Genomic DNA, 21,861 nt, shown 5'->3' on the forward strand with positions numbered 1-21,861 from the left:
AGGGTAGCATGGTTGTTCTAATTCAGGAGTTCGATAGGGAGGATGATGAGGTCAAACAACTTGGCCGTCTTCACAACGGAGAGATTCTCGTCACACATGTTGAGGATTTCGACGAGAACGTTGCAGGGATGCGAGAAGTGACTGAAAGAGAACGAACATACAGTCCAGCGACAGATCGGTCATACCGGTCGATCGAACGACGAAAGGAGCGAGTGTTCGGTCGTCCACCAGTCACGCTGAAAGATGAACTCTCTCTTACTAGACGGTTTAAACCACCGTACGGTGTCTATGCCTCGATTCTCTCGCCAGATAGTGACAGTGAGCTGCTCCAGAAAATGGACGCTGCTGAGACGGTTGCCCCGCCTTACAGGCCCGTTTCGCTGACAGCCGTTGAGTTCAGGCACTACCATGATCCATATGATGAAGACAAGCCCGCAGTTTTTTGTTGCATCACACGCGATAGAACGGGATTCTTTCAGGAAATGAACGGACAGACACCACTGCAAGATATCTATGCGTTTACTGTTCCGGAGACAACGCGCCAATACCTCCTCGATATGTGCTATACGGCAGATATCTTTTCCCTTGCTCATACTCACATCAGAGAGGACGAGCCAGAACCGCGACCCTCCATTGCAACAGGCATTCGAATCGGTGAGACCGAAAAATGGATTTACAATTATACGCGCTCGCCCCCCGAAGCGGTCGAAGACATCGAAGACGAGTTGAGAACTGCCTGTGGAACCGATCTCTGGCTGGAGCCTTCTCCCGAGAAACTGGTCACTCTCGTAGAATCAGACGATCAGCGCGCGAGTATCGCACTCGCTGTTCTTCACGCAGCATTCGACGAAAACATCGAAACCGACGTTGACCCAGATCGGTGCATTGATGCTGTCAGACCGTATCTCTCAATTTCATCGCCCGTAACACGACGGCACGCCGCTGCAATCGTTGCGAAGACAATCCTGGCGGCGTCACTCTCTCCAAGAGACGTCATCGATCTCGTTGTGCCACTGTTGCAGGACGATGACGACATGGTGCGCACTCATGCAGGAGATGCACTCAGAACACGCGGTATACTGTCTGACTCAGACCGACTGGCAGACATTCTGCAGCGAGAGAATCAATCCCTCCGCGAAGGAGTGATCGAACAACTCCAGCGATTCGCCGAGGATTTCTCAGTCGGACTGGACGAAAGTACGACTCTCCTTGCGGACGAATTGCAATCTGACAATGAGACTATCAGAAAAGCTGCATCACAGGCGTTTGCTGAACTCATTGATGGGAAAAATTCAGTCGACAAAGCGGTACGAAGTGCGCTCGTTGCAGGCCTTGACGACTCAAACAAGAGTGTTCGAATTAAATGTGGCGAGTCACTCGCACGTTTGGGTGCGACCGATGCACTGATTACGCATCTCGAAACCGCTGAACCGGAGAAGCAGACTAGTACGCTGGCTGGGCTTGAAAAAATTGCAGCAGAGGAGCCAGAAACCGTCCTTGATGCACTCACTGTTTTTGATGATATCCTTGATGACGGACCTCCTGCAGGCCGGAAGCGAGCGGCACACCTTCTTGCGACGGTAGCAACAGCCTATCCGGACCGGATGTTTCTGTTTCTCCCCCGTGTCTCGTCACTCACAGTTGATACAACCGATGGAATCCGTGAAAGCGGATTTCAAATCGTCGAAGCAATGGTTCGTGACGAACCCGAGATGTTTTCCTTCGTTCGGTCAGCTGTCGAGACCGGATTCGAAGACAGTTCTAGAACTGTTCGAGAACATGCGTTCACCACAGCGGTCATCGCTGGTCACGACTCGCTCGTCCTTGATGCCCTCCAGCACGAGCAATCATCGGTTCGGTCAAGTGCCGCCACAGTCCTAGAATCGGCAGGAACAGAACAGCCCGATCGATTCTACGAGCACCTCCAGACGTTACTGGAAACTCTCGACGATGACGCTGTTCGATCTTCACTCGTTTCGCTCGTAGATACCCTCGTAATGTGGAGTGAGACGACTACCGATGACGTGTCCCTGCTCACCGAGAGGCTGGAATCGGGGCAGCCTGAAACGAGGCACGCCCTCGCTCAGATCCTTGCAAAAGTCGCCGACGAGCACCCGCAAGCAATCATCCCTTATTCTCAGCGCCTCGTTGATTTACTTGAGGGGACAGAGACGGAAACACGCAGACACGTGCTCGAGTGTCTTGCTGCAGTAGCTGAACACGACCCATCCACCTTGTCGGAATCTACAGACAAAATTGTTGCAGCCTTCGAAGACGAAGAATACGATTGTCGTGACGCAGCGGCACGCTGTGGAGCAGAACTCTGTTCTATGCGCCGACTAAAGGCGATTGTTCGTGAAGGGAGCGAACACGAACAACACACGGCATGGTGGGCTCTCGAACGCATCGCGCGGGAGAATCCGGACCGGGTTCATGACGTCCTTCCACTCGTTGAACAGCAATTGGATTCAATCACGGGGGAGGAGGTCTCGCAAATAGAGCGCCGAGCTGCAGAGCTGGTCGAACACGTTGCTGACACGATGCCCGAACGTGTACTCCCGGTGGTTCCCGCACTGACGACAGCGCTTGGTGCCCGTGGACGATTCACTCGATTGGCGGCCTGCAACGCGCTGGCTGCAGTCGGCAAAGAAGATGTCGCGCCTATTCTCGATGCCGTGCCTTCGCTTGCCCCACTGCTGGATGATCAGTTCGATGATGTCCGGCGTGCTGCCCTGACCGTGCTACGGTTGATAAGTGAGCCGTATCCCGACGAAATACGTCCGGTGGTCCCAGCACTGATTGAATTGGTCGAGAGCGATGACTGCCCTGTCGAAGCACTGGTAATCCTTGGAATGGTCGCAGACGAGTACCCAACTGCTGTCGAGTCGGCAATCGAGACGTGTCTCGAAAAGATATCGGCTGAAGACACGCGGCTACAAAATAATGCGCTTGCAGTACTGTCTGAACTTGCAAACGAATATCCAGACGAGCTCATTGCTGCATCTGAGAGTTATATTGCTCTTCTCGAAAGCGATGACCGGCGAGTTAGATATAATGCCGTTTCGATAATTGCACGGCTCGCAACAACACATCCAGACTCGTTCGTTGATTCAGAACAAGAATTGGTCGAGTGTTTGCAGGCAGAGTATCCTCCAACCAGAGCAAATGCATGTTGGGCAGTGGGTCGACTTGGATTCGATGTCGCAGAACCGCGACTAGAGTACCTCCAGCAGACGGACCCCGATAACTCAGTCCAGGCAGGTGCGATTGCAGCGCTCACTCTTCTGTCACTCTCGACGTGCCCACATTGTGACGAACAGCAGGAGCCACATACAGTGTCACTTCGTGTGGTGTTTCCAGAATACGTTGAATGGACTTGTCCACACTGCAGCGAAAAAACAACGACCTCGATTGCTGGCTGATGAGGTCGCCACGAAGATTGGCTGTGGCAGGAAGGGAATCTTCAATCACACCGTCGGTGAGCAAGACCTTGGTTTCCCCGCCGTTTGTTGCTTCGACTCGAATACCGGTTTGTTGAATTGTCAGCGTAAGTCATAGGCCGAAATCACGCATCCTGATCAACCAACCCGTATGTTGACATGGATCTATTGCGTTCAAATACATGGGAGGCCAAGCTAATGGACGACTCAACACCAACCGACCAACATCCACAACTCGGTGAGGAAATCCGGATCGTCGTCGAACGGCAACTCCAGCAAGCAGACTTACAGGAGGTCAACAACGCGGTGGATCGCTTGATCGACCAAGGCCACAGCAGAGAGAAGGCAATCGATACGGTCGGTGCGATCCTGCTTGAAGAGATGCACGAGATGATGACCGAGACGGAACCGTTCGACCGCGAGCGATATGTTGACAGGTTGGAAGACATTTGACTGACCCACCCTTACTGAGGTTCAAATCCACAGGCCGGACAAAATGTTTCGTCTCCATCCAGCAGATGGGCACACTCGATACAGATGCGATTGCTGGGCGATTCAGATACATCTGCCAGAAAGTCAATTGGCGTTTTGTCTTTTGCTCCAGTACCATGACCGTAGGCATCCCCCTGTAGGGTTGATGCCCACTGGACATCGTCGGTTACGACCGCCACATGGCCAGCAATATCAATATCGCCCTCAAACTTGTATACCTTCGATGGAGGGCGGCTAATGTTCGCCGCTAAGTCACGATTCTGTTTAAAATCTCTCTCGTACACATCCTCGGGAGTCGAAGACCGCACCTCACCAGGGAAATTAGTGATCGGTCCATATTGTTCGTCGATCTGAACGATCTCAACCAGAATGTCGTGGTTGTTATGTACCGTTCTCAGCAGTCGGAGCGTATGGTCATGCCACTCCTGAATGTCCGCATCAGCGTAGTAGCGTATTTTCATACAGGTATCCACGCACGAACTTTTTCGCCGTTCACTCGAATCCTGCCTCGTACAGATCGTGGTAGTCCGCAACAATAGTCTCGATATCCTCTTCGGACAAATCGTATTCCCGGTGCTCGACAATCGCCGTCACAGCCTCGTTGAATTTTGTTGTGTTCTCGAATCGTACGACGGTACTCCAGCCTTCAGCTTCCTCGTAAGCAAGAACAGTCATTACGCTATCCGTCACAATCAGCAAATCTCGCACGTCCGAGACTTCATCGCCATCAAACATACTATCCGGTGTTGCCGGGAGCAACAGGAACTCATCTCTGCTCCGTGACGTACTCACAGCCTCAGAAGGTGTGAGCGGACGATCTGGTAGAGACTCGACCATGGTCAGTCCTCTGTCTCTTCAGCGGCGGTAATACGATCCGACAGGCTCTCAGCAAACCACTCGTTGGCGATTTCGTTGGCGTGGTCGATCATCTCCTGGTGATCCATTTTGGTGTTGTCGAACGATTCGTAGACACACCATCGTTCTTCGCTCGGATCAAACACGAGCACATGTGTCTTCTCCTCCATGTTCAGTAGGAACGCTTCGATGGTGCCCGGTGTCGAGCCAGGAAACCCCATCGCGCCGTGAATTTTCGGGTGATCGCTTTCGCCGATCTGCTTCACGATATCATCTGTGATCGGCTGGTCCGGTAACGATGAGAGAAAGGACGGAGTCGTGTCGGAATCAGAATTTTCGGCCATGCGAGATTATTCACGGTGGCATGTCTTGAATCCCCATCTCCCAAGACAGCCATACCTTGCTTCGGCACTCTTCGCGAACTGAGGGCGCACAAAACTACCAGACAGCACTGCGCCGCTCTCGTCCGGACAATACTCAGGCACCCGATTCTCTTGCCCACGAGGCAACTCTGGTTCACTCTGTGGTTCAGAACTCTGTATCCTCTTCGATAGTCTGTTGATAGATCTGGTCGGTCTTTTTTATCAGTTCGGGATTCGAAACAATATGCTCGTCCATCGCACGGGCCAAGGCGGCAGTATAGGCTTCGAAAAAGTCCTCGTGGGCATCAACATTGATGTCGTATGTTGCTTCGAGCACATTCGACTTATTTCCCGTTCTGGTCGTTCGAGACGGTATCAGTTCGAGAATTTCGTCTTCGGCATGGAATCTCGAAGCAAAGTTCTCGTGAAAATCATCATGGCTGGCTCGTGCACTTCTCAACCAAAACTTCAGTTTACGTTCCCCGATAGCAGTCGGTTTGTACCGATCACCAAGCCGATGGATATAGCTGAGCCGAGCATTCGGTTTAGATCTATCGTATGTTGGCTCTCTGTCATCCAATTTAGTCCACCAACTTTTCGGGTAGATTGAGGCCCAATTATGATCTTGCGAAAAGATCCACTGCTTTTCCTCACCGTTATCCATAGTGATCTGAGCGGATACGTTTTGATCTGGGACATCTGGATCTTCAACAGCGGCGGCGGCATCAAGAGCGTCTACAAGTCGCGCCCCCCACGTTCGTGTAAATGTATCCCATTGTTCTTCGAACGCCTGCTGTACGTCCGAAATTTCGTTGTAGTAGTCGAGATACAGTTCTACTTTCTCCTGCTGGTTTTCTTGGTACTCTGTCATCGTTAGCTCACTCTGAATCGTCCCAATGAATATTTCAAGCTGAGTGGTTGTTCGGGCTGGATACTCACCGTGACTCTCCACAAGGAATGACTGCATCTGGTCCGCAATCCACGTCCACGAAACCGGGATAAACTCCTTCGCATCCGGGATAGATCCATCAGGAGCGAGGTAGATGTAGTGGTGGCCGTCTTTCGGGACATCTTCCTTCGACAATTCGATGCTCTGGAAGCCATCGGCATCGACGTAGTCCCGTGTCTGGTCTTTTCCTTCAGATGCGCCGACTTTTAGCTCCCAGCAGATAAACCAGTCATTCGATGTCCAAATCACTGCGTCTGGCCGCCGACCGCTTGGGATGGTCACTTCCTGTTCGATGTTGACCTCCATGAGGTCGAAACGTGAGAAGCTGAACTCCAGATCCCTACGGTCGGCAAGTGCTGACAAGATGTGTTCAAGCAGTGCGTGGTCCAGTCCGTGAGCCTCGTCCGGGGACAGGTAGTGAAACAGTAACCGTTGCCAGTCCTGCTCCTGCTGATTGTTACGGATGATTTGAAGCGCCGTTTCTGGCGGCTCTTTGGCATCTGGAAAGTGATCCAGTTCGTTTTTTAACTGGACAAGGTTGCGTCTAAGACTCTCTGTCACGCGCCTAATTTCTCAGGAGGGCTAAATTAGCTTTTCCACGAGCCATTATCGGATCGCGGACAAACCAGCACTGATGATACTTGACGATTCGCACAGAAACGACACCCGGTAGCTTCGCAAATGTGCACCAACGACGGTTGGGAGAGTGCTCACATTATTCAGTGGTTGTGAATACTTCATGGCTAAGTTCAACCAGGCGAGCAAACGTCTCAGCGATCTCGTCAAGCATTTCGTCTTGGTTCAGTGGTTCAAAATTGTCCATCTCCCACGTATACATCACGACCCTGTGACGCGAACGAGTGTGACTGACCTCAAAGCCGCTATCTTCGAATGGTTTGGCGTGCTCTCGGATCGCCTCGACCGCTTCCTTGTCGTTGTCAACATCAAGCGTGACACGGACAAGCCCACCCGTTCGTGGTTTTACCCGGAGACTAAACTCTACAGTCTCGGGGTGGTCGGGATGCTCCGACCGGAGCCGTGGCTCCCGGTTGTCGAATGAATTGACTAACTGACCGACTGTCGAACCGCCGACCAGCGATTGAATCTGCGGATAGGCTCGCTCGAAGATCTCTTGATTTACCTCGTCGTAGGTCGGATTGCCGACTCTGCTCGGTCGCACTCGTCGGTCATCGTAATCCACCACGACTGTCGTTGTCAGGGTCTCGCCAGATCCGTTCGGAGACTCGAACAGCTGGACCTCCTGTGCCTGGAGGTACAGGCCTTGGTCCTGAAGATAGCGTGCGTTCTCAGCGGTCTGACCGGTGATGGTCTCGGCGACGATAACCATTCGCTGATACTGGTTGTAGTCTTCTGGTTTGAGCACCTGGCCGAAGACCGTCTCAAACGCATCATCCAACGACTCAGCAGGGATCAAAGACTCGTCTACGTCCCATTCGCCGCTACGGATCTGCTGTTGGTACGCCTGATAGAGGTCGTTCAGGTCGTCATAACCGAACGGTCCCAAAGCGCGGGCGTAGTTTTGGGGCTGGCTCAGGATCGTTTCCTCACTGGCGCTACCGGTCCCGCTCAGACCCTTCTTGAGTTCAAACACGACGACGTTCCCGTACTGATCAAGTCCCAAAAGGTCTGGAAGTCCAGGGTCGAGACTCGGCTGACGACTGAAAATGAATATTTGCTCGCCAAGAAGTACGTTCGGGTTCTGATTGAGTACCGATTCGAGTTCCTGCTCAGTATCAAACCGCTCTCGTTCGTACTCCTCGGCTTGGTTCAGATTGGCACTCTGGCCGAAATCATAGAGTCGCATAGAATCGGCATCTCGGGCCGGAGTGTTAGATTTAGCCCTCGATTGCTGACACACGATTGATAGTGAGGAGCGTCTCGGGTTTGTTGCCCCATAGAGATCGGTTCTGACGGCATCGCGCCGTTGTCGTCCGAAGCCAACTCCTTGGTCCACCCCTGAGCAAATAAACCGAACAGGTAGGCTCAGAACCCGTCAGCCACTCTCCTCAACGAAGATTGGATGAAACGTCTCTGTAAGGGTGAGTAGCTCGTCAACGATTGCGTCGACATAGGTCTCGTATGAATCGTCTTGGATCACAGCTTCGTGTCCAACCTGTTTGAAGCCGACATTCACCTTTCGATGAAAGCGCCAGGTGTAATCGGGAAGTGTCTCAGTATGCTGTGAAGCTCTCGATTTCAGTAATTCCCGTTCTTCCTCGGTAAGCTCATCTGAGCCCTGTGTTTGTAATCTGACAGTTGTCTGGCCCGCATCACCTGTTTTGCCGACGAATACATCGTATACCACGTTTCGCCGTCCTCAATATAGACGACCGCAGAGACGCTCTCCTCGGTGATGAAAATGAGATCGTACACATACAGGAACGGTTCGTCAAGTTCCATCGTGTCTTCAGCGTGGATAATCGCCTCAGACCGCCCACTCTCTTCGAGCTGGGCGAGTTCTTGTTCTCTCTCAAGCGGTCGGGATGGAAGTGAGGAGACTGGCGTGTCGAGATTGGCCTTCTCTCATCTTGCGACCGCTGAGTACAAATCGTTCAGGGAGACTCTCAGTGGTGATACGACCAGCCTACTCTAAAATCTCCAGCTACTGTGGTTGGACAGGCTCTTCGCACTCAAAGCACTCAGCAAACACCCGTGTCTCCCCCTCAGCTTCGTACTCGACAAGGATAGCTCCTGTTTGGATAGCCGACCCGCAGAACGGACACGTGCCAAGTTCCGACGCTGAGTTTGACATAGGGGGTTTGTGCTTTCAAAAGGGGAACTTGGAGCGTGTGACAAAGTTCCAAGCTCCATCTGAGGATTATCATTCCGTACGTAAATCTCTCAGGTGAGTGTAGTGAAAGTAATAGACGGAATCGAAGTCACTGAGGTGGTGAGACCTCGACAGCGTACTCCGCAGCTAATTCCACGACATCATAGACGTGAATGCCTGATTTGAACCATAGCACACGGTCATCCATCCCCTCAAAATCCTCCGACGAGCAATCCAACCGCTCAGACACAGCGACGATGAGGTTATCTCGGTCAGCCTCACGTATCTTCGACAGTTTCTCATCGAGGTACTCTGGCGTCCAGAACCCAACGATCTCGAATATAACCCGCCGTCCGTCTGGATGTTCTAGGGCGAAATCAGGAAGCATCACCTCCGCACCCAAATCCAGCACGTCATCTTCTCGAATCAATTCCCAGTCAGTATTCGCCCGTTCCCACTTCTGAGCGAGTGTCCGTTCCACATCAGAATCAAAATCGCTCTGTGCCGAGTAATGCGAGGACAAGTCATCAGTATAGTCAAGCTCGAACGAGAGTGTCCCGCCTGTGGAACCACCCTCTCCGTCGAGAATATCGGCTTCCATTTCCCATCGGTCACACAACGGGAGAGCAGGGAGGAAATTTGCCATCCGTATCCCGTACTTTCGTGATTTCGAGAACAGAGACGCCGCCCCGTCCAAGATTGCTTCGTAGCCGTCTGCGACATCAGTACTCGCTACCCGATTCCCGTTGCTGTCGACTGGATAGATACGGTGCATCAGTCCGAACAGTTTGACGTAGCTGAAGACTGTGGCAAACGAATCCCAGACTCGCACTCGCATCTCTGTGGCATCGTACAAGACAGCCTGAGCCAGAGCAAGATTGTAGCGTGTGAGAAGCCAATCAACCGTGATCGTATCCTCGGCGTAGGACTCTTCACTATCACCCGTGAGCCGTGTCGTGGTGGTTGAGTCATCCGCGTTCTCGTATTCATCGGAAACACGGTGTCCAAATCGAACCAGTCGCTTGTTCTCCTCCAAGTCGGCGTACATCCCCCGATAGCATTCTTCGAGCGTGATGCCCAGTTGGTCAGCGACGGAGCTGTAGACTTCCAGTTTCTGTGTGTCCTCGCCGAGCGTTGGCTGTCGGACAATCGGGTACGATCCATTTGCCTTCTCGAAGAGCGCCTGTCGAATCTCTTGTGGCTCGACTGGAGCCACGGTCTCGAACTCGCACTCGTCTTTCAGCAACTTCGCCAATCCCTGTACGATTTTGTAGTCCGTATCTGCGATGGTGAGCTGGTCAATCGTGTCCTCCAGTTCGCCCTTTGGCTCGCCAAGATGCTCCTCGAAAATCCGAATGAGTTTCTCGGCTGTGTCTCGATACTGTTGCTCGTCAGCGTCGATGAACAACGGTGTGATGGTACCCTCGTACGTGCGTGAGCGTGCAAGGTCAGCTGTCAGCACTCGCACTCACCCCCTGCCGACGCTGTTCGGAGACGTAGGTCTCCATCGTGTCCTCGGCGATAATCTCGTAAAGGCGGGCGGGTTGACGGTCATCTGTCGGGCGAAGAATCCGACCCAATCGCTGTGCGTACTGTCGTTTTGACGCACTTCCCGAGAGGATAATACCCACGTTCGCCGCTGGCACGTCGATCCCCTCGTCCAGCACTTGTGAGGTGGCAAGCATCGAGTACTCTCCCATTCGAAACCGCTCCAGAATCTCTGTTCGTTCCTCCGTTTCCGTCTGGTGGGTGATACAGGGGACGACGAACTCTTGAGAGATCTCGTAGGCGAACTCGTTGTTGGCGGTGAAGATGATGGTACGGTCGTCGTGGTGTCGTTTTAGGAGATTATCGAGTGTGTCCAGTTTTTTCGTGGCAGTACGGGCGATCTTCTCGGCTCGTTGCTTAGCGATGAGGGCACGCCGTCCCTGTGGGTCGTACGAGGTTCGTTTGAGAAATTCCTGATATCCGCGTTCTTTCCAGAGGTCGAACTCGTGGCTGTCCACGTAGTCACGGTAAATCTGGTATTCCTCGTTGTACTCCTCCCCCTCATCAACTGTGAGATCGACCTGGAGATGGATTGTCTCGTACTCACTGAGATAGTCGCCAGCAAGTTCATCGACTTCCTCTCGATAGACAACTGTCCCAAGCAAGTCCTCAAGTTCTTCGTGTGCTCCATCAGCACGCTCGTACGTAGCTGTGAGTCCTAACCGATAGGGAGCAATCGTCATCTCGGGAATTTGTTGGTAAGTCGGAGCTGGAAGGTGGTGTACCTCGTCCACGACGAGAAGTCCGAACTGATCACCGTACTCGTTGATGTAGCGGTACGCACTATCGTAGGTTGTCACCGTGATATCCGTCACGTTGTGGCTTCCGCCACCGAGGACACCGACCCCATCTGGAAGCTGGTCACCGAAAGCGTTGGTAAGCGTCGCGTGCCATTGGTTCATCAGATCGATAGTTGGCACGACAACGAGCGTACTCACACCCGCATCAGCAATAGCTTGGACGGCGAGGAACGTCTTTCCACTTCCCGTTGGGAGAATGACGCTCCCACAACGGTTGTTATCACGCCACGCTGAGAGAGCCTCTTGCTGATAGTCACGAGGTTCGATGGCAACGGACGGCGTGAAATAGAACTCGGAGTAGGCACGGGCGTCGTCCTCAAACTCAGCCACAGTCGCTGTGGATTCTTCGAGGGTTGCCTGTCCGTCAGATTCAGTTGCCCACTCTCGAATATCACTGTAATGCTGTGCCTGTGCTCTGAACTCGTCGACACGGTCGTCGTACTGGGCATAGGGGACATCCTCGGGAGCGTCTTCGAGGAGAAGCGTACCATCGTCAAACGAGAGACGCATCTATCCTACTCTATGGCTGGCGGGATACTTGTTCTTGCTGGGGCTGGACAGATTCACAAGTGCCCCTACGAGGGCAGGTCTTCTGCGATTGACCGAAGCTCGCTCTTGGTTGGTTGACTCCCGATCTCGGCACCGTAGTCGCCGACCCAGAACCGAAACTGTTGATTGTCGACATTGAAGTTGAGTCCACACGAAACGTCGGGGTCTGTCTGCTCGTACTCCGACTCGCTCACGTTCTCACCATCTTGGAGGGTCTCAAGTAGGTATTCGGCAACGTGTGGGCGGTTCTTCATCGCCAGAATATGGTCGGATGCGACGTGCTTCAGCACCTCTTCACCCGTGCTGTATCCGTCTCCAACAAGGTAGAACTCGCCACTGAACTGGTATGATTCGATGATGATAGTAAGTGCGTACGTGTCGCTCATGTTCTGCTGTTGGTTGCGGAAGGTCTTGAGTGTGCGTTGATCAAAAGCTCGTTTCGGGTGGAGTACGAATGGGTCGGTGGTCTTTCCAATCACAACTTCTTACCTGCTGGTTCGGCGTAGTAACTGATAATGAGTCACGATTGCGAGGACTGCGGACAAGAGTTCGAGACACTCTCTCGACTCCGTCTCCACGACTGTCCAGCGGATGAACCAGCTGAGAACGATGACAGTGAAAAATCGGAGACTTCTGCGAGTGACCGTAACGTAGCCGAGAGGCAGTCTGACGAGGTAACGATTAAGCAGTTAGACGAGTTGCTGGCGTCAATCCACGACGGAGAACTGAGTGCCATTCATCAGGCGATGGCGATGTACGAGACGCAACTACGCTCAGCACACGAATCTGGCGAACCCGACCGCTATCGAAGTATTTCCAGAGCGTATCGAGAGCAACTCATCACCGTGTTAGATGAGGCAACACAGACGGAGGGGTGGGAGTTCCTCGAAGAGTTCCTTGACGCCTACCATCCAGAGACAGCCGATGAGTTCCCGCACGTGACGACGATACTCCAGAACGTTACCAGTCGCTATCTGATTCGGACTCGACTCTCAGACGGCGTTGAGGCAATTCCAGTCGAAGCGTTGGGATTCTTCAGCTCAATTCTCACCCGACTCGATGGGAGCGGATACGATTTCATCACCGAAGGAATGCATCCATATGGATGGGGAATCGGGCATCCCGAGCATTCAGTTGCCGACAACATCCACGACTACGCCTCAACGAGTATCCCAATCGTGAATGCGATACTGGAACACGCCTTCTACGCTGACCAGCGGTCGGCTATCGAGTTGCTGGAGCAAATCGTTGAGGACGAGTCGATTCAGGAAATAATGCGACATCCATCAGGCGAGATTTCAGAGACACGATACCTGCTAGATGCACCTGCTGGAGTTGTGGCCGACTTTACCCCGACAATCCCACGTTACTGGGAATGGCAAGAAGAACTCGACTACGAGTTTGAGCTGGCTGATGACGTGGAACAACGGATTCGGAAACTCGTCAGACAAAAGCGGATCGACGATGACCTACCCAGTAACTGGGAAATTGCTGACCTCACCGTGTGAAGTCTGGACATACTCAAGAGAAAGAGACTGTTTCGACAAAATTTAGCTGTCTAAGTGTCCAACTGTCGTGTGTGGTTGACCTGATTATCAAAACTGGCGTGCAGGACGAACTGGATGATAACCCAATCTCACCGCACTTCTACGAGGCTTTGGATGAGGAGGTCGCAGAACTGCTGGAGGACGCCTCCCGACGTGCCGAAGCGAACGAGCGGAAGACGGTAATGCCACAGGACTTGTAGGTATCTATCACAGCCACGGGCGACTGTATCTCTCAAGCCGAACAAGACGACAGAAGACGAAGTCGATGGAGCACTCTGTGCAGCCTGCTACAAGATCAGTAACGCGAACAGTGATGATCACAGAACGGTCGTGGAAGTAGCAGCGGATTCGGACATACTTGTACGTGTCGACGACGGTCAATTCAGTAATGCTCCTGAGATTTTCTATATCCCTGTCCATTCGTCTTTAGTTAAGAGATCGCAAGACAGCGGTGCGATTTAGTCATTATGTAAGTAGAGCAGGAGATAAGAATTGACAATGATTTAACCATTGTTAAAATAAAGCGTTAAGCTTACTGTGCACTCGGTGCACGCATTTTTAAGACCGTCTTAGAATATGACTCGAACAAAAATGGGCGTCTCCGTCCGGACTAAACTCGTTGATGAGCTCGATTTCCTCGTTGAGGAGTGCGCAGATCTCGGAGCCAGCCGCTCCGAGATCGTTGAAGCGATCATCACAGCATATTTGCAAAGTGATGAAGAGAGAATTAAAAAGACGCGAGAGCTGGTTATCAGCAACAGAAAACGATCTAACTCGTAGAGAAGCCCGTGCACCGAGTGCACGGGCTTCTTAGAGCGTTATTGGACATCACAGGCTGAGAGGATTAGTATCACCGTTGTGGTTGGTGAATAGAAGGCTCATTTCTGCTGTCTAATCCCGTCGCTGTATTGCGGTTCAGATCTTAACTAAAGACGAATGGGGTACTTATTTAAATATGTGGGTACAATGTATGTACAAGTGGGTTGTGACAATGGGAACCACACGAGTCAACTTCAGACTGCCAGAAGACCTCATCGAAAAAGCCGACATCGCAGCTGAAATCACGCACAAAAACCGGACAGAAATTCTCAAAGAAGCACTCCAAGAATATCTTGAGGACGTCGAAGACGACGAGAAATTCAAAGAGGCAGTCGTCGAACTCTATCTCGACAATCAAATCGAATTCGACGTACTCAAAGAATTCATCGGACGACAAGACGCAGAGGCAGTCAGAGCCTCCAAAACCCTTCTTGATCAAGGCGACGAACTGGCAGACGAACTCGCAGATCTCTAACAATCCGGAATACAGGACTCAGGAATGATTGTAGTCGATACCAGCGCCCTCATTACAATAGCTTCTATCAACCTCCTTGACCACGTTCTGTCCGAATACGACCTTCATACCACAGCGACAGTAATTGAAGAACTTGAGAAGACCGCGGAATATGATGACGTTCATGGACAAGCTGCACAAGATGTATTGGATCAATTAGAGCGAATTGGAGTCCACAACACCAATGAATCGAGTTTTCAGTCGTCCAGAATCGATGAAGGCGAGGGAACAGCAGCCTCGCTCGCAAACGAAACACAGGCTGACTTCTTGATCACAGATGATCTACGAGCACTTCCGGAACTGCAAACAGTTACTCACTCCAACGTCGTGATCTCCCCGGTCTTACTCAAAGCACTGGTCAAACGAGATCTCTTTGATCAAGAAGAAGCGCTGGAAAAATTGGATGAGGCCGCGGAAAACCGTGACTGGCTCGAATCACCGATCTATAGAAAGGCCAAAAACCTCTTCGAGTAGAATCAATCTCAGTCGATCACATCGAGAGCTCTCTAATCGCTCCAGTAGAGCGTGAGTCTGTGCTTTCGATAAATGGTCATCTCTCGAGATGACACAGATAGTGAGTCTCAATAGTTCAGAGCCGCTGTCGGCGGCGATTTGCCGCCGACGCGACAGCTTTGCGACTAACTACCGCTGTCCTCATTCGGGACAGCTACCAGAAGAACCGATCCTCAAGCGGTTGATTTACTGGAACAGCTCTGTGGACGCTAAGTGCTGTCTAGCCTGCCCGGAGCACCATCTCACAGAACTCTCTGAACGGCCATATCCAGAGGCGGCACCCCCGGCGACAGGGCGCCGTAAGTTGCACATCCATCCGTCTTTAGCTAAAACCCCAATCGCAAGGTGGCGGCGTAATAGATCCAGATTCAGAGTTCGGACGAGCGAGATCTAATTTGCCGTCTGAACGGCTGTACACCGATTCAGCAATCTACTGGAATAGCCTTCATGCGACTTGTCCAGCTTAGCCAAAGACGAATGCTGCGCTACGATGGTACAAACAATCGTTTACCCAATTTTACATATCATTTATTCGTGAATGGGCTCAAATATACACAGAATTGCTATTTTCGAGGATTCTCGATATATAAATAATATTTTATTTTGAATTCTCCCATCCCTCTTTTAAGTACTGAAATCATTCATAGTACGTAATTTGCCTGTACGGCAACGTCGCGGGGATTTTTTACCTATGAGCCAAAAATAGGCACTAACCACGTACCCAAATCCAAATAGACAGCAAATTTTGGGGGTTATTCGAAGAAATTGCCGGAAGTCCGTTCGTGAGCGAGGCGTGCCCTCTCGAGGCGATGACCTGGGTTCGAATCCCAGCCGGAGCACTCTTTTATTAAACCCCATCCTGAACACCGACTCGACTGGTAGTTTGAGAGAAAAGCGGACAGTACTGTGTGCTCATCTTGCCGTGTGTTACGGTATCACTAGATTATTCGATAGTATTGAATAGAGTGCTCCAACAAAGTCGGTGACGGTTGAGGTATTCGACCAACTACTGTCACGATATCGACGAGAGTTGGCAACCGCTTTCGAGTCTCGTTTGCGGTAGCGATTCTCTGCGGAGGACAATGTTATCTTTCGAGCAATCGTGCAAGCCGTCGCTCAACTGTTCGTGGTGGCCAGGTGGTCCGGATTGTTTCTCGGTCTGCACCGAATGTTTCGATGGTCCGTGTAATGTGACTGTTGACCGACTGATGTCGTTCAAAGAGGTAGGCGTAGGCTGCTACTTGGAGCTCGTACTGTCGTCGGCTGTCCGCGGTCACCGGAGCCAACGCAATTTTCACATCAGCAACGTGACGTTCACCGGCAGGCATCTCAATTACGAAATCGGCCTCGCCGTGAATTTCGAATTCGATATCGGCAATCGTAACGATTCCGTCGACAGCCTGTTCGACTTTCACTGTCTCTGCGTCAGTGATCCGCGTCCAAAGATCTGAGTCCAAGAACGATTCAAGTATTTGTTGTTCAAAAAACACAAACAGTGCGTCCTGTTCTTCCTGACGAACGTGAGGAGTGTTCTCTTGGAGTGTCTGTTCAAACACGGCTCGAACTACAGGGGCGCGAGCGCGAATCGCCGTCTCGGTTACGTCTCGCTCGACGAGCGTTGTCAGGACGTCATGCAGGCAAGTACCAACGTCGTCAGGACCCATCCGGTCGAAGGGAAGCGGATGATTATCAGGAACAGCATTCGTTCCTGTGTGTCGTGACTTTCCAAGAAGATGTGCAAGCATGTAATTTTCGGGTTGTTCAGTCAGCCGATACATCGTACTCGGACGGACAAAGCGTGGCACCCACGACTGTTCCGTTACTCGCTGTGGCGGCCTGACGGCGACTGCAGCTGATTGTGTGCGTGTCTCAGGTGTCCACGCGGCTTCGAGAGAGACATCGTTGATGCCGACATCGAATTCTTGGCTGGACCCAGTTGTGCTGTTCTCTACGGTATAGGTGTCATGATTCGAGCCGTCGAATTCCAGACCCTCTTGGATGGCGTCAAGCCAACGGTCACGGGGCGATAAATCGCATACTCCTGTGTCGTTCGGGAGCGGTACAACGAGATGGTCCTGTGCACGCGTCAACGCGACATAGAGGAGACGCCATGCTTCTGCTCGTTGGTTTGCTGTGGCGTTGCGAAGGTGTTCCGGGCCGACGAGCCTCCTGTCTGTTACCGAGTCGACAAGGGTATCACTCCAGTGAGCGGTTGCCCACCGTAACCCAATATCGGGCTGAGTAGTCTTTTCAGGGTTATAAATGCCGTTACGATAAGGCGGCAACAGACTCTCGGTGGGAGCCGTTCTTGGACCCGGAACCTGTGTGGTCGACCGTTCGCCTAAGATGGTCGTGTCGATATTCGTCGGTGGTGCGAGGCCTGCAATCTCGCCTTGCGCCACAAACCGCTTGGACTGTGTCCCATGCTTCGATAAGGGAAACCCAGGATTGGCGACGACGACCACATTATCTTGGTCGCCTTTGGCGTCGTGGACCGTCCGAAACTCGACATCGTACTCTGTGTTTGCAGTTGTCGGCTGGCTCGGTCCGTCACGAGGCGACTCCCGAAAGGGCTCGATTAGCTCAGTGAACTCCGACAGTGACAGCTGTTCATCATGTTCCCATTCGGCCACCGTTTCTGTGAGCGCGTCGAGATTTGCGACGCGGTGGTCGGGCTGAATGTCGAAATTGTCGTGTGGGTCGGCTCGAAGTGCAAGTAGTTCAATAACTTCTTCGACGTACTCCGACGCTGGCCGGGTGTAACTCAAATCACGACGTTCTCGTAACGAGATAAGCCCGTCCAAAACCTGTTGTTGGGCCTCGGATAGGTCACATTGCTGTCTAAGTTGATCGAGGCTTGTATCATGTCTCTGTACGGCATCCTCAAGCGAGCATAGCCCGAGATTGGACTCGGTGACAAGGGCGATTGTTCGCTTGGGACTTTCTGGCGCTGAGAGCCACTCACACACGTCAAGCACCGTTTGGACGACAGGACAAGCAAATAAATGCTTGCTAGTGTCTCGAATACGTAACCCTTGGTCGGTGAATGCTTGCTTGTAGGCGTCCATCATTGTCGACCAGCGAAACAACACAGTAACGCCGAGTGGGTCGCCATTCTCGTCTGTAAACGTCCCGTCCGCAAGCCCTTTCGCGATAAGCCTTGCAGTAACGTCTGCTTCTCCAGTTCCATTGTCTGGAGCGACCCATTGGAACGAGTCTGGGTCGGCACTTTTCGGTGAGAACGAGGCAACGTGGATATTTGTCTCGTTGGTTGACGGTCTCTCAGGCTCGATTCCAGGATAGGTTACGTCGAGAGCACCGAAGGCACCACGTCGCTTGTCGGTCAGAACTGGTTTTGCGATACTGTTGATTGCAGCCGCGACAGCAGGACAACAGCGGTAGGTCGTCGTCGCGGTGCGATGTTCATGTGTTTTCCAATCGATTCCGAGATACTGTCCGTCTTTAATTGCCGATTGAAACAAAAGCGGGTCTGCGTGTCGCCAGCGATAGATACTCTGTAAGAGGTCTCCAGAGCCGAATACCCGTGTGTCAGGCGAAACGAGGTGTGAAAGCGCCGCGTGCTGGATTGCAGACACGTCCTGAGCCTCGTCGATAACCAGACTCTGAATCCGTGTCTGATACCGGTTTTGCACCCGCACCCGGTGACTCTCATCACAGCCGTCAATTCGCTCATCAAAGTATGCATCAACCAAATACGCAACATCCGTGTGCGAGACAATGCCGCGTTCGCGGATGGCATTCCGGTAAATTCGGCGATACTCGGCCAACACTGTACAAAAATCATCGAGACGATTCCGCCACGAATCATAGAGCCGCCTGTCGGCAGCAACGAGTGCACGCCGGTCATCGCCGTCGAGATGCTCATAGAGTTCCTCATTAATCTCTGCATCAACGAACTGGCCCACGACCGCGATAACGTCCCCAAACGATGCCGGTGGTCCATGAGGGTACACGCTCTTTACCGTCTGCTCCAGTTTCTCCCGGAACGTTGTAGTCGAGACACGCCTATCCCGGCAATAGGCGACTGCGGACCGGAGCAGTCGCTGGATACCATCGGCAAACTGTTGTTCAGGATAGGCACGTTCCAGTCTCGCGAGGGGCTGTACCAGCTCGGAGTTGTCACGAGCCTCGCGGTAACATATCGCGTGTAGTTGCTTTTGCCGGGCGGTATTCCCGACGACGGGCATCCCATCAAACCCAATATCACGGACAATATCACTCAACACAGTACGAAGAACACTATCAATCGTGCCAGCGTACGGTGCTTGGCGGACTCGCTGGAGGAGATGCTCTAGCTCGGCTTCCGAAACCTGAGTTGCAGCTGGAACGAGGTTGTGTTCTACTAGCTCCCGCAGGCGGTCGCAAACTTCCGGAAGTATTGTCGAGGCCTCGCCGCGTGTAAAAGAGATAACCGCGACGTGCTGTTCGGGCGTTTTATCGCCGTTGACGTACCGACGGAGCATATCCTCGGCCGGAAGGTGATGTGCGACGACTGACTTCCCTGCACCGGGGACGCAGTTGAGCGTGTATAGCCCAGACTCGCGGCTGAAATACGCGTCCCTGATTGACCGTTGTGCACCTTTTAGCCGGATTGGGCCGTCGCTCATCTGTCACCTTTGAGCATTCGACGAATTGGTTGTGGTAGGATACAGTCCGGGCCGAGGAGGCTCTCTACCTCTTTGTCACTAACTACCTCTCTGTCAAGATACTCCAGCAGGTACGAAGGGCGCTGTTCCTCACCGCTGATTGTTTCGGTATGCCGCGTGAGAATAAGCCCGTTGTCAGCAGCGCGAACCGTGTCGTCGAACTGGTCGCGGTCACGACCATCTGTCCACGCCGTCCTCGGGGCGAGTTGTTCGGCTTGTCTTTCGCCAGACAAGACTGCCTCCTGAAGCTCTGATGGCAGTGGGCTCTGGGTTGGCGTCGGCCACTCGCCATCAACGAGACCAGCAGCAATCACATATGGGATGTCGAGCAACCACACATCGTTCGCTTCTAGAATATCTACTGCACGAGCGTTCGACTGCTCACGTCTTCCGGGCCGTTGCGTGACAATCAACCTGCTCAAATCTGCGACATCGCTCCACGACCGCTCAAGCGCTTCTTCGTCGAGACGGTCTGCGTACTTGTTCGGAAGGTGTTGTGTGAGTGTCTGTGCCCGGACGACTGCACGGGCATCGCGCTCTGTTTCGACACCTGCCGGAGAATCACGGGCCTTCGTGACTGGCAGTCCAAGACGCTCGTACCTATCTATAACGCCGCCGAGGACACTTTTGACGGCATCTGGTGTTGCTTTCGGACAATCAAGGAGCCATTCGAGATAAGCCACAAATCGCTGGTCGATGGCAGGCTTATCTTGCACTTCGTCGTACCACCCATCGATTGTCTGCGCACCCGTCGAGAGCGCATGTTGCCCTCGCTGTACGGTTTGTTGGTCGAGTGGCCAGCTAGCAGACGCTGCTGAAGGCGGGCACCATCGCTGTTCGAGCGGCTGACAGAGTGTAGACGCGTCGAGTTCCTCGGCACCAAGCACGTCACATACTGCCTCAATGAGAGCAAACGGAGTCGTGCGAGTCACTGTGAGCTGCGTCCAGAAAGCTGTCGCCAGTCCATTCTGTCTTGCACCTCGCCGTAATGGCTCCTCGTACTCTTCGAGATCACGTACGACGACAGCAATATCTCGAACGGGAACGCCAGCCTCCAACAACCCGGAGACAATCGACATCACGGTCCGTGATTCTGCTCTGCGAGTTGGCACAACCAGTTCTGTGACTGGGATATCGGCGTCGTCAAGTGGTGTAGACAGCTTCAGGCGTCCGGCGGAAGTCACGAGTCGAACACCACCGTTCCAGGTCCAGAAATGTCCAGAAGCTTTGGGAAACACTCAGCGAGATAGGGGCCAGTCCCGCGTCGGAAGTACACGGTAATTGAAACGGCGGTTGTCTCAAGCAGTGCGTGTAGTAAATCGACGTAGGCGGCCGGGATGCTACTGACGCCGACGAGCGAGAGCCGCTCTACATCTGGGTACGCGGTCGTCCACAGGCCGCCCTCTGTTTCTATGAGTGTTCGAGTCGCTCGCCGAACATTCTGGACTTCCGAAACTGCATCATCGGTCCGGTCACGAAGACACCGCTCGATGTCCACGGCTGCATCTACAAGCTCCGTCCCATCGGCGTCGATTGGTGCTGCAAGGCCGTCCGCGACTGTCCGTAGTTGTTCGTGCCGAGACGGATGGAACGCAGTCACGTTTTCGACTTCCGCGCGAATCTGCTCTCCCTCCTGTGGGTCAGCTGGCACTGCTGGGCCTGTTATTCTGTGTTTGCCGTCTACGAGCAGTGAGCGAAGTATCGTTAACCGGTCAATTCGGTCGATTGTCGCCGTTTTATAGCCGCTCTCTTGGAGAAGCCTCTCACTGAAATCGGTCACAGCGGCAATATCGAATCGGTCGGTCGGAAGCCGGCGTTCCCGCAGGCGTCGCTGGACGTTGCGTCTATGGAGTTCTACCGGCGCGAGGACGACTTCTGTTGAACTGTGTGTTGCACGGCTCAACAGCGACTCTTCATCACCCACGATGAGAGTGAGATTTTGCGGAAGTTGCGTCTGGTCTGTGTCACACATAAAATCGCTTCCCTCGAACGAAAGTGGCTAACCGAAACGTAAC

The 21,861-nt window shown here is 52.8% G+C and carries 20 protein-coding genes and 2 pseudogenes; 7 read left to right on the forward strand and 15 right to left on the reverse strand.

Going from position 1 to position 21,861, the window contains the following annotated elements:
• Positions 1-8: 8 nt before the first annotated feature.
• Together N5098_RS16755 and N5098_RS16760 are read left to right on the forward strand one after the other, a co-directional pair.
• Positions 9-3,422 carry a HEAT repeat domain-containing protein gene (locus N5098_RS16755; protein WP_267638986.1) on the forward strand — a complete coding sequence of 1,138 codons (3,414 nt, stop codon included), beginning with the start codon at positions 9-11 and terminating at the stop codon, positions 3,420-3,422.
• 216 nt (positions 3,423-3,638) lie between these two features.
• Positions 3,639-3,893, forward strand: a complete 255-nt coding sequence (locus N5098_RS16760) for a hypothetical protein (protein ID WP_267638987.1) — start codon at positions 3,639-3,641, stop codon at positions 3,891-3,893.
• 11 nt (positions 3,894-3,904) lie between these two features.
• Here N5098_RS16760 and N5098_RS16765 read toward each other — a convergent pair whose 3' ends face one another.
• The 11 genes and pseudogenes from N5098_RS16765 to N5098_RS16805 all read right to left on the reverse strand — a co-directional run bounded on the left by N5098_RS16765 (position 3,905) and on the right by N5098_RS16805 (position 12,172).
• Positions 3,905-4,393 (reverse strand): DUF8045 domain-containing protein, encoded by a 489-nt coding sequence (locus N5098_RS16765; protein WP_267638988.1) that lies wholly within the window; start codon positions 4,391-4,393, stop codon positions 3,905-3,907.
• A gap of 31 nt (positions 4,394-4,424) precedes the next feature.
• Positions 4,425-4,769, reverse strand: a complete 345-nt coding sequence (locus N5098_RS16770; RefSeq protein ID WP_267638989.1) for a DUF7964 domain-containing protein — start codon at positions 4,767-4,769, stop codon at positions 4,425-4,427.
• A gap of 2 nt (positions 4,770-4,771) precedes the next feature.
• Positions 4,772-5,131, reverse strand: coding sequence for a DUF7964 domain-containing protein (locus N5098_RS16775; protein WP_267638990.1), 360 nt, complete (start codon positions 5,129-5,131; stop codon positions 4,772-4,774).
• Positions 5,132-5,315: 184 nt separating this feature from the next.
• Entirely contained in the window at positions 5,316-6,659 is a 1,344-nt protein-coding gene (locus N5098_RS16780; RefSeq protein ID WP_267638991.1) for a PD-(D/E)XK nuclease family protein, read from the reverse strand.
• Positions 6,660-6,813: 154 nt separating this feature from the next.
• On the reverse strand, positions 6,814-7,923 hold the full coding sequence (locus N5098_RS16785) for a PDDEXK family nuclease (RefSeq protein ID WP_267638992.1): 1,110 nt from the start codon (positions 7,921-7,923) through the stop codon (positions 6,814-6,816).
• Positions 7,924-8,112: 189 nt separating this feature from the next.
• Positions 8,113-8,424 carry a hypothetical protein gene (locus N5098_RS16790; RefSeq protein ID WP_267638993.1) on the reverse strand — a complete coding sequence of 104 codons (312 nt, stop codon included), beginning with the start codon at positions 8,422-8,424 and terminating at the stop codon, positions 8,113-8,115.
• Positions 8,316-8,558 (reverse strand): annotated as a pseudogene (locus tag N5098_RS17820) (hypothetical protein); the annotation flags it as partial. The pseudogene N5098_RS17820 and the gene N5098_RS16790, both read right to left, overlap by 109 nt.
• 163 nt (positions 8,559-8,721) lie before the next feature.
• Positions 8,722-8,871: a DUF7837 family putative zinc-binding protein gene (locus N5098_RS17745; RefSeq protein WP_438267335.1), complete on the reverse strand. Its 150-nt coding sequence runs from the start codon at positions 8,869-8,871 to the stop codon at positions 8,722-8,724.
• 127 nt (positions 8,872-8,998) lie between these two features.
• Positions 8,999-10,351 carry a DUF790 family protein gene (locus N5098_RS16795; RefSeq protein ID WP_267638994.1) on the reverse strand — a complete coding sequence of 451 codons (1,353 nt, stop codon included), beginning with the start codon at positions 10,349-10,351 and terminating at the stop codon, positions 8,999-9,001.
• Positions 10,338-11,747 (reverse strand): DEAD/DEAH box helicase family protein, encoded by a 1,410-nt coding sequence (locus tag N5098_RS16800; RefSeq protein WP_267638995.1) that lies wholly within the window; start codon positions 11,745-11,747, stop codon positions 10,338-10,340. Before N5098_RS16800 ends, N5098_RS16795 begins: the two co-directional genes overlap by 14 nt.
• A 65-nt stretch (positions 11,748-11,812) precedes the next feature.
• A complete protein-coding gene (locus tag N5098_RS16805; protein ID WP_267638996.1) occupies positions 11,813-12,172 on the reverse strand; it encodes a hypothetical protein in 360 nt (119 codons plus the stop codon).
• Positions 12,173-12,301: 129 nt separating this feature from the next.
• On the opposite strand from N5098_RS16805, the gene N5098_RS16810 reads away from it, so the two are divergent.
• From N5098_RS16810 to N5098_RS16830, 5 genes are all read left to right on the forward strand, one after another.
• Positions 12,302-13,294, forward strand: a complete 993-nt coding sequence (locus tag N5098_RS16810) for a DUF8137 family protein (protein WP_267638997.1) — start codon at positions 12,302-12,304, stop codon at positions 13,292-13,294.
• A 71-nt stretch (positions 13,295-13,365) separates the two neighbouring features.
• Positions 13,366-13,533: a DUF1931 domain-containing protein gene (locus N5098_RS16815; protein ID WP_267638998.1), complete on the forward strand. Its 168-nt coding sequence runs from the start codon at positions 13,366-13,368 to the stop codon at positions 13,531-13,533.
• Positions 13,534-13,909: 376 nt separating this feature from the next.
• Positions 13,910-14,113, forward strand: coding sequence for a carboxymuconolactone decarboxylase family protein (locus N5098_RS16820; protein WP_267638999.1), 204 nt, complete (start codon positions 13,910-13,912; stop codon positions 14,111-14,113).
• 211 nt (positions 14,114-14,324) lie between these two features.
• Positions 14,325-14,627 (forward strand): ribbon-helix-helix protein, CopG family, encoded by a 303-nt coding sequence (locus N5098_RS16825; protein WP_267639000.1) that lies wholly within the window; start codon positions 14,325-14,327, stop codon positions 14,625-14,627.
• A 24-nt stretch (positions 14,628-14,651) separates the two neighbouring features.
• Entirely contained in the window at positions 14,652-15,140 is a 489-nt protein-coding gene (locus tag N5098_RS16830) for a PIN domain-containing protein (protein WP_267639001.1), read from the forward strand.
• A 193-nt stretch (positions 15,141-15,333) separates the two neighbouring features.
• Here N5098_RS16830 and N5098_RS16835 read toward each other — a convergent pair.
• The 4 genes and pseudogenes from N5098_RS16835 to N5098_RS16850 form a co-directional block, all read right to left on the reverse strand.
• Positions 15,334-15,483 (reverse strand): annotated as a pseudogene (locus tag N5098_RS16835) (ISH3 family transposase); the annotation flags it as partial.
• A 781-nt stretch (positions 15,484-16,264) separates the two neighbouring features.
• Positions 16,265-19,807, reverse strand: coding sequence for a UvrD-helicase domain-containing protein (locus N5098_RS16840; protein WP_267639002.1), 3,543 nt, complete (start codon positions 19,805-19,807; stop codon positions 16,265-16,267).
• Positions 19,804-21,030: a PD-(D/E)XK nuclease family protein gene (locus tag N5098_RS16845; RefSeq protein WP_267639003.1), complete on the reverse strand. Its 1,227-nt coding sequence runs from the start codon at positions 21,028-21,030 to the stop codon at positions 19,804-19,806. Before N5098_RS16845 ends, N5098_RS16840 begins: the two co-directional genes overlap by 4 nt.
• Positions 21,027-21,818 (reverse strand): hypothetical protein, encoded by a 792-nt coding sequence (locus N5098_RS16850; RefSeq protein WP_267639004.1) that lies wholly within the window; start codon positions 21,816-21,818, stop codon positions 21,027-21,029. Before N5098_RS16850 ends, N5098_RS16845 begins: the two co-directional genes overlap by 4 nt.
• Positions 21,819-21,861 lie beyond the last annotated feature (43 nt).

This window comes from Halovenus rubra (genome assembly GCF_026586665.1).
In the GTDB taxonomy this organism is placed as follows: domain Archaea; phylum Halobacteriota; class Halobacteria; order Halobacteriales; family Haloarculaceae; genus Halovenus; species Halovenus rubra.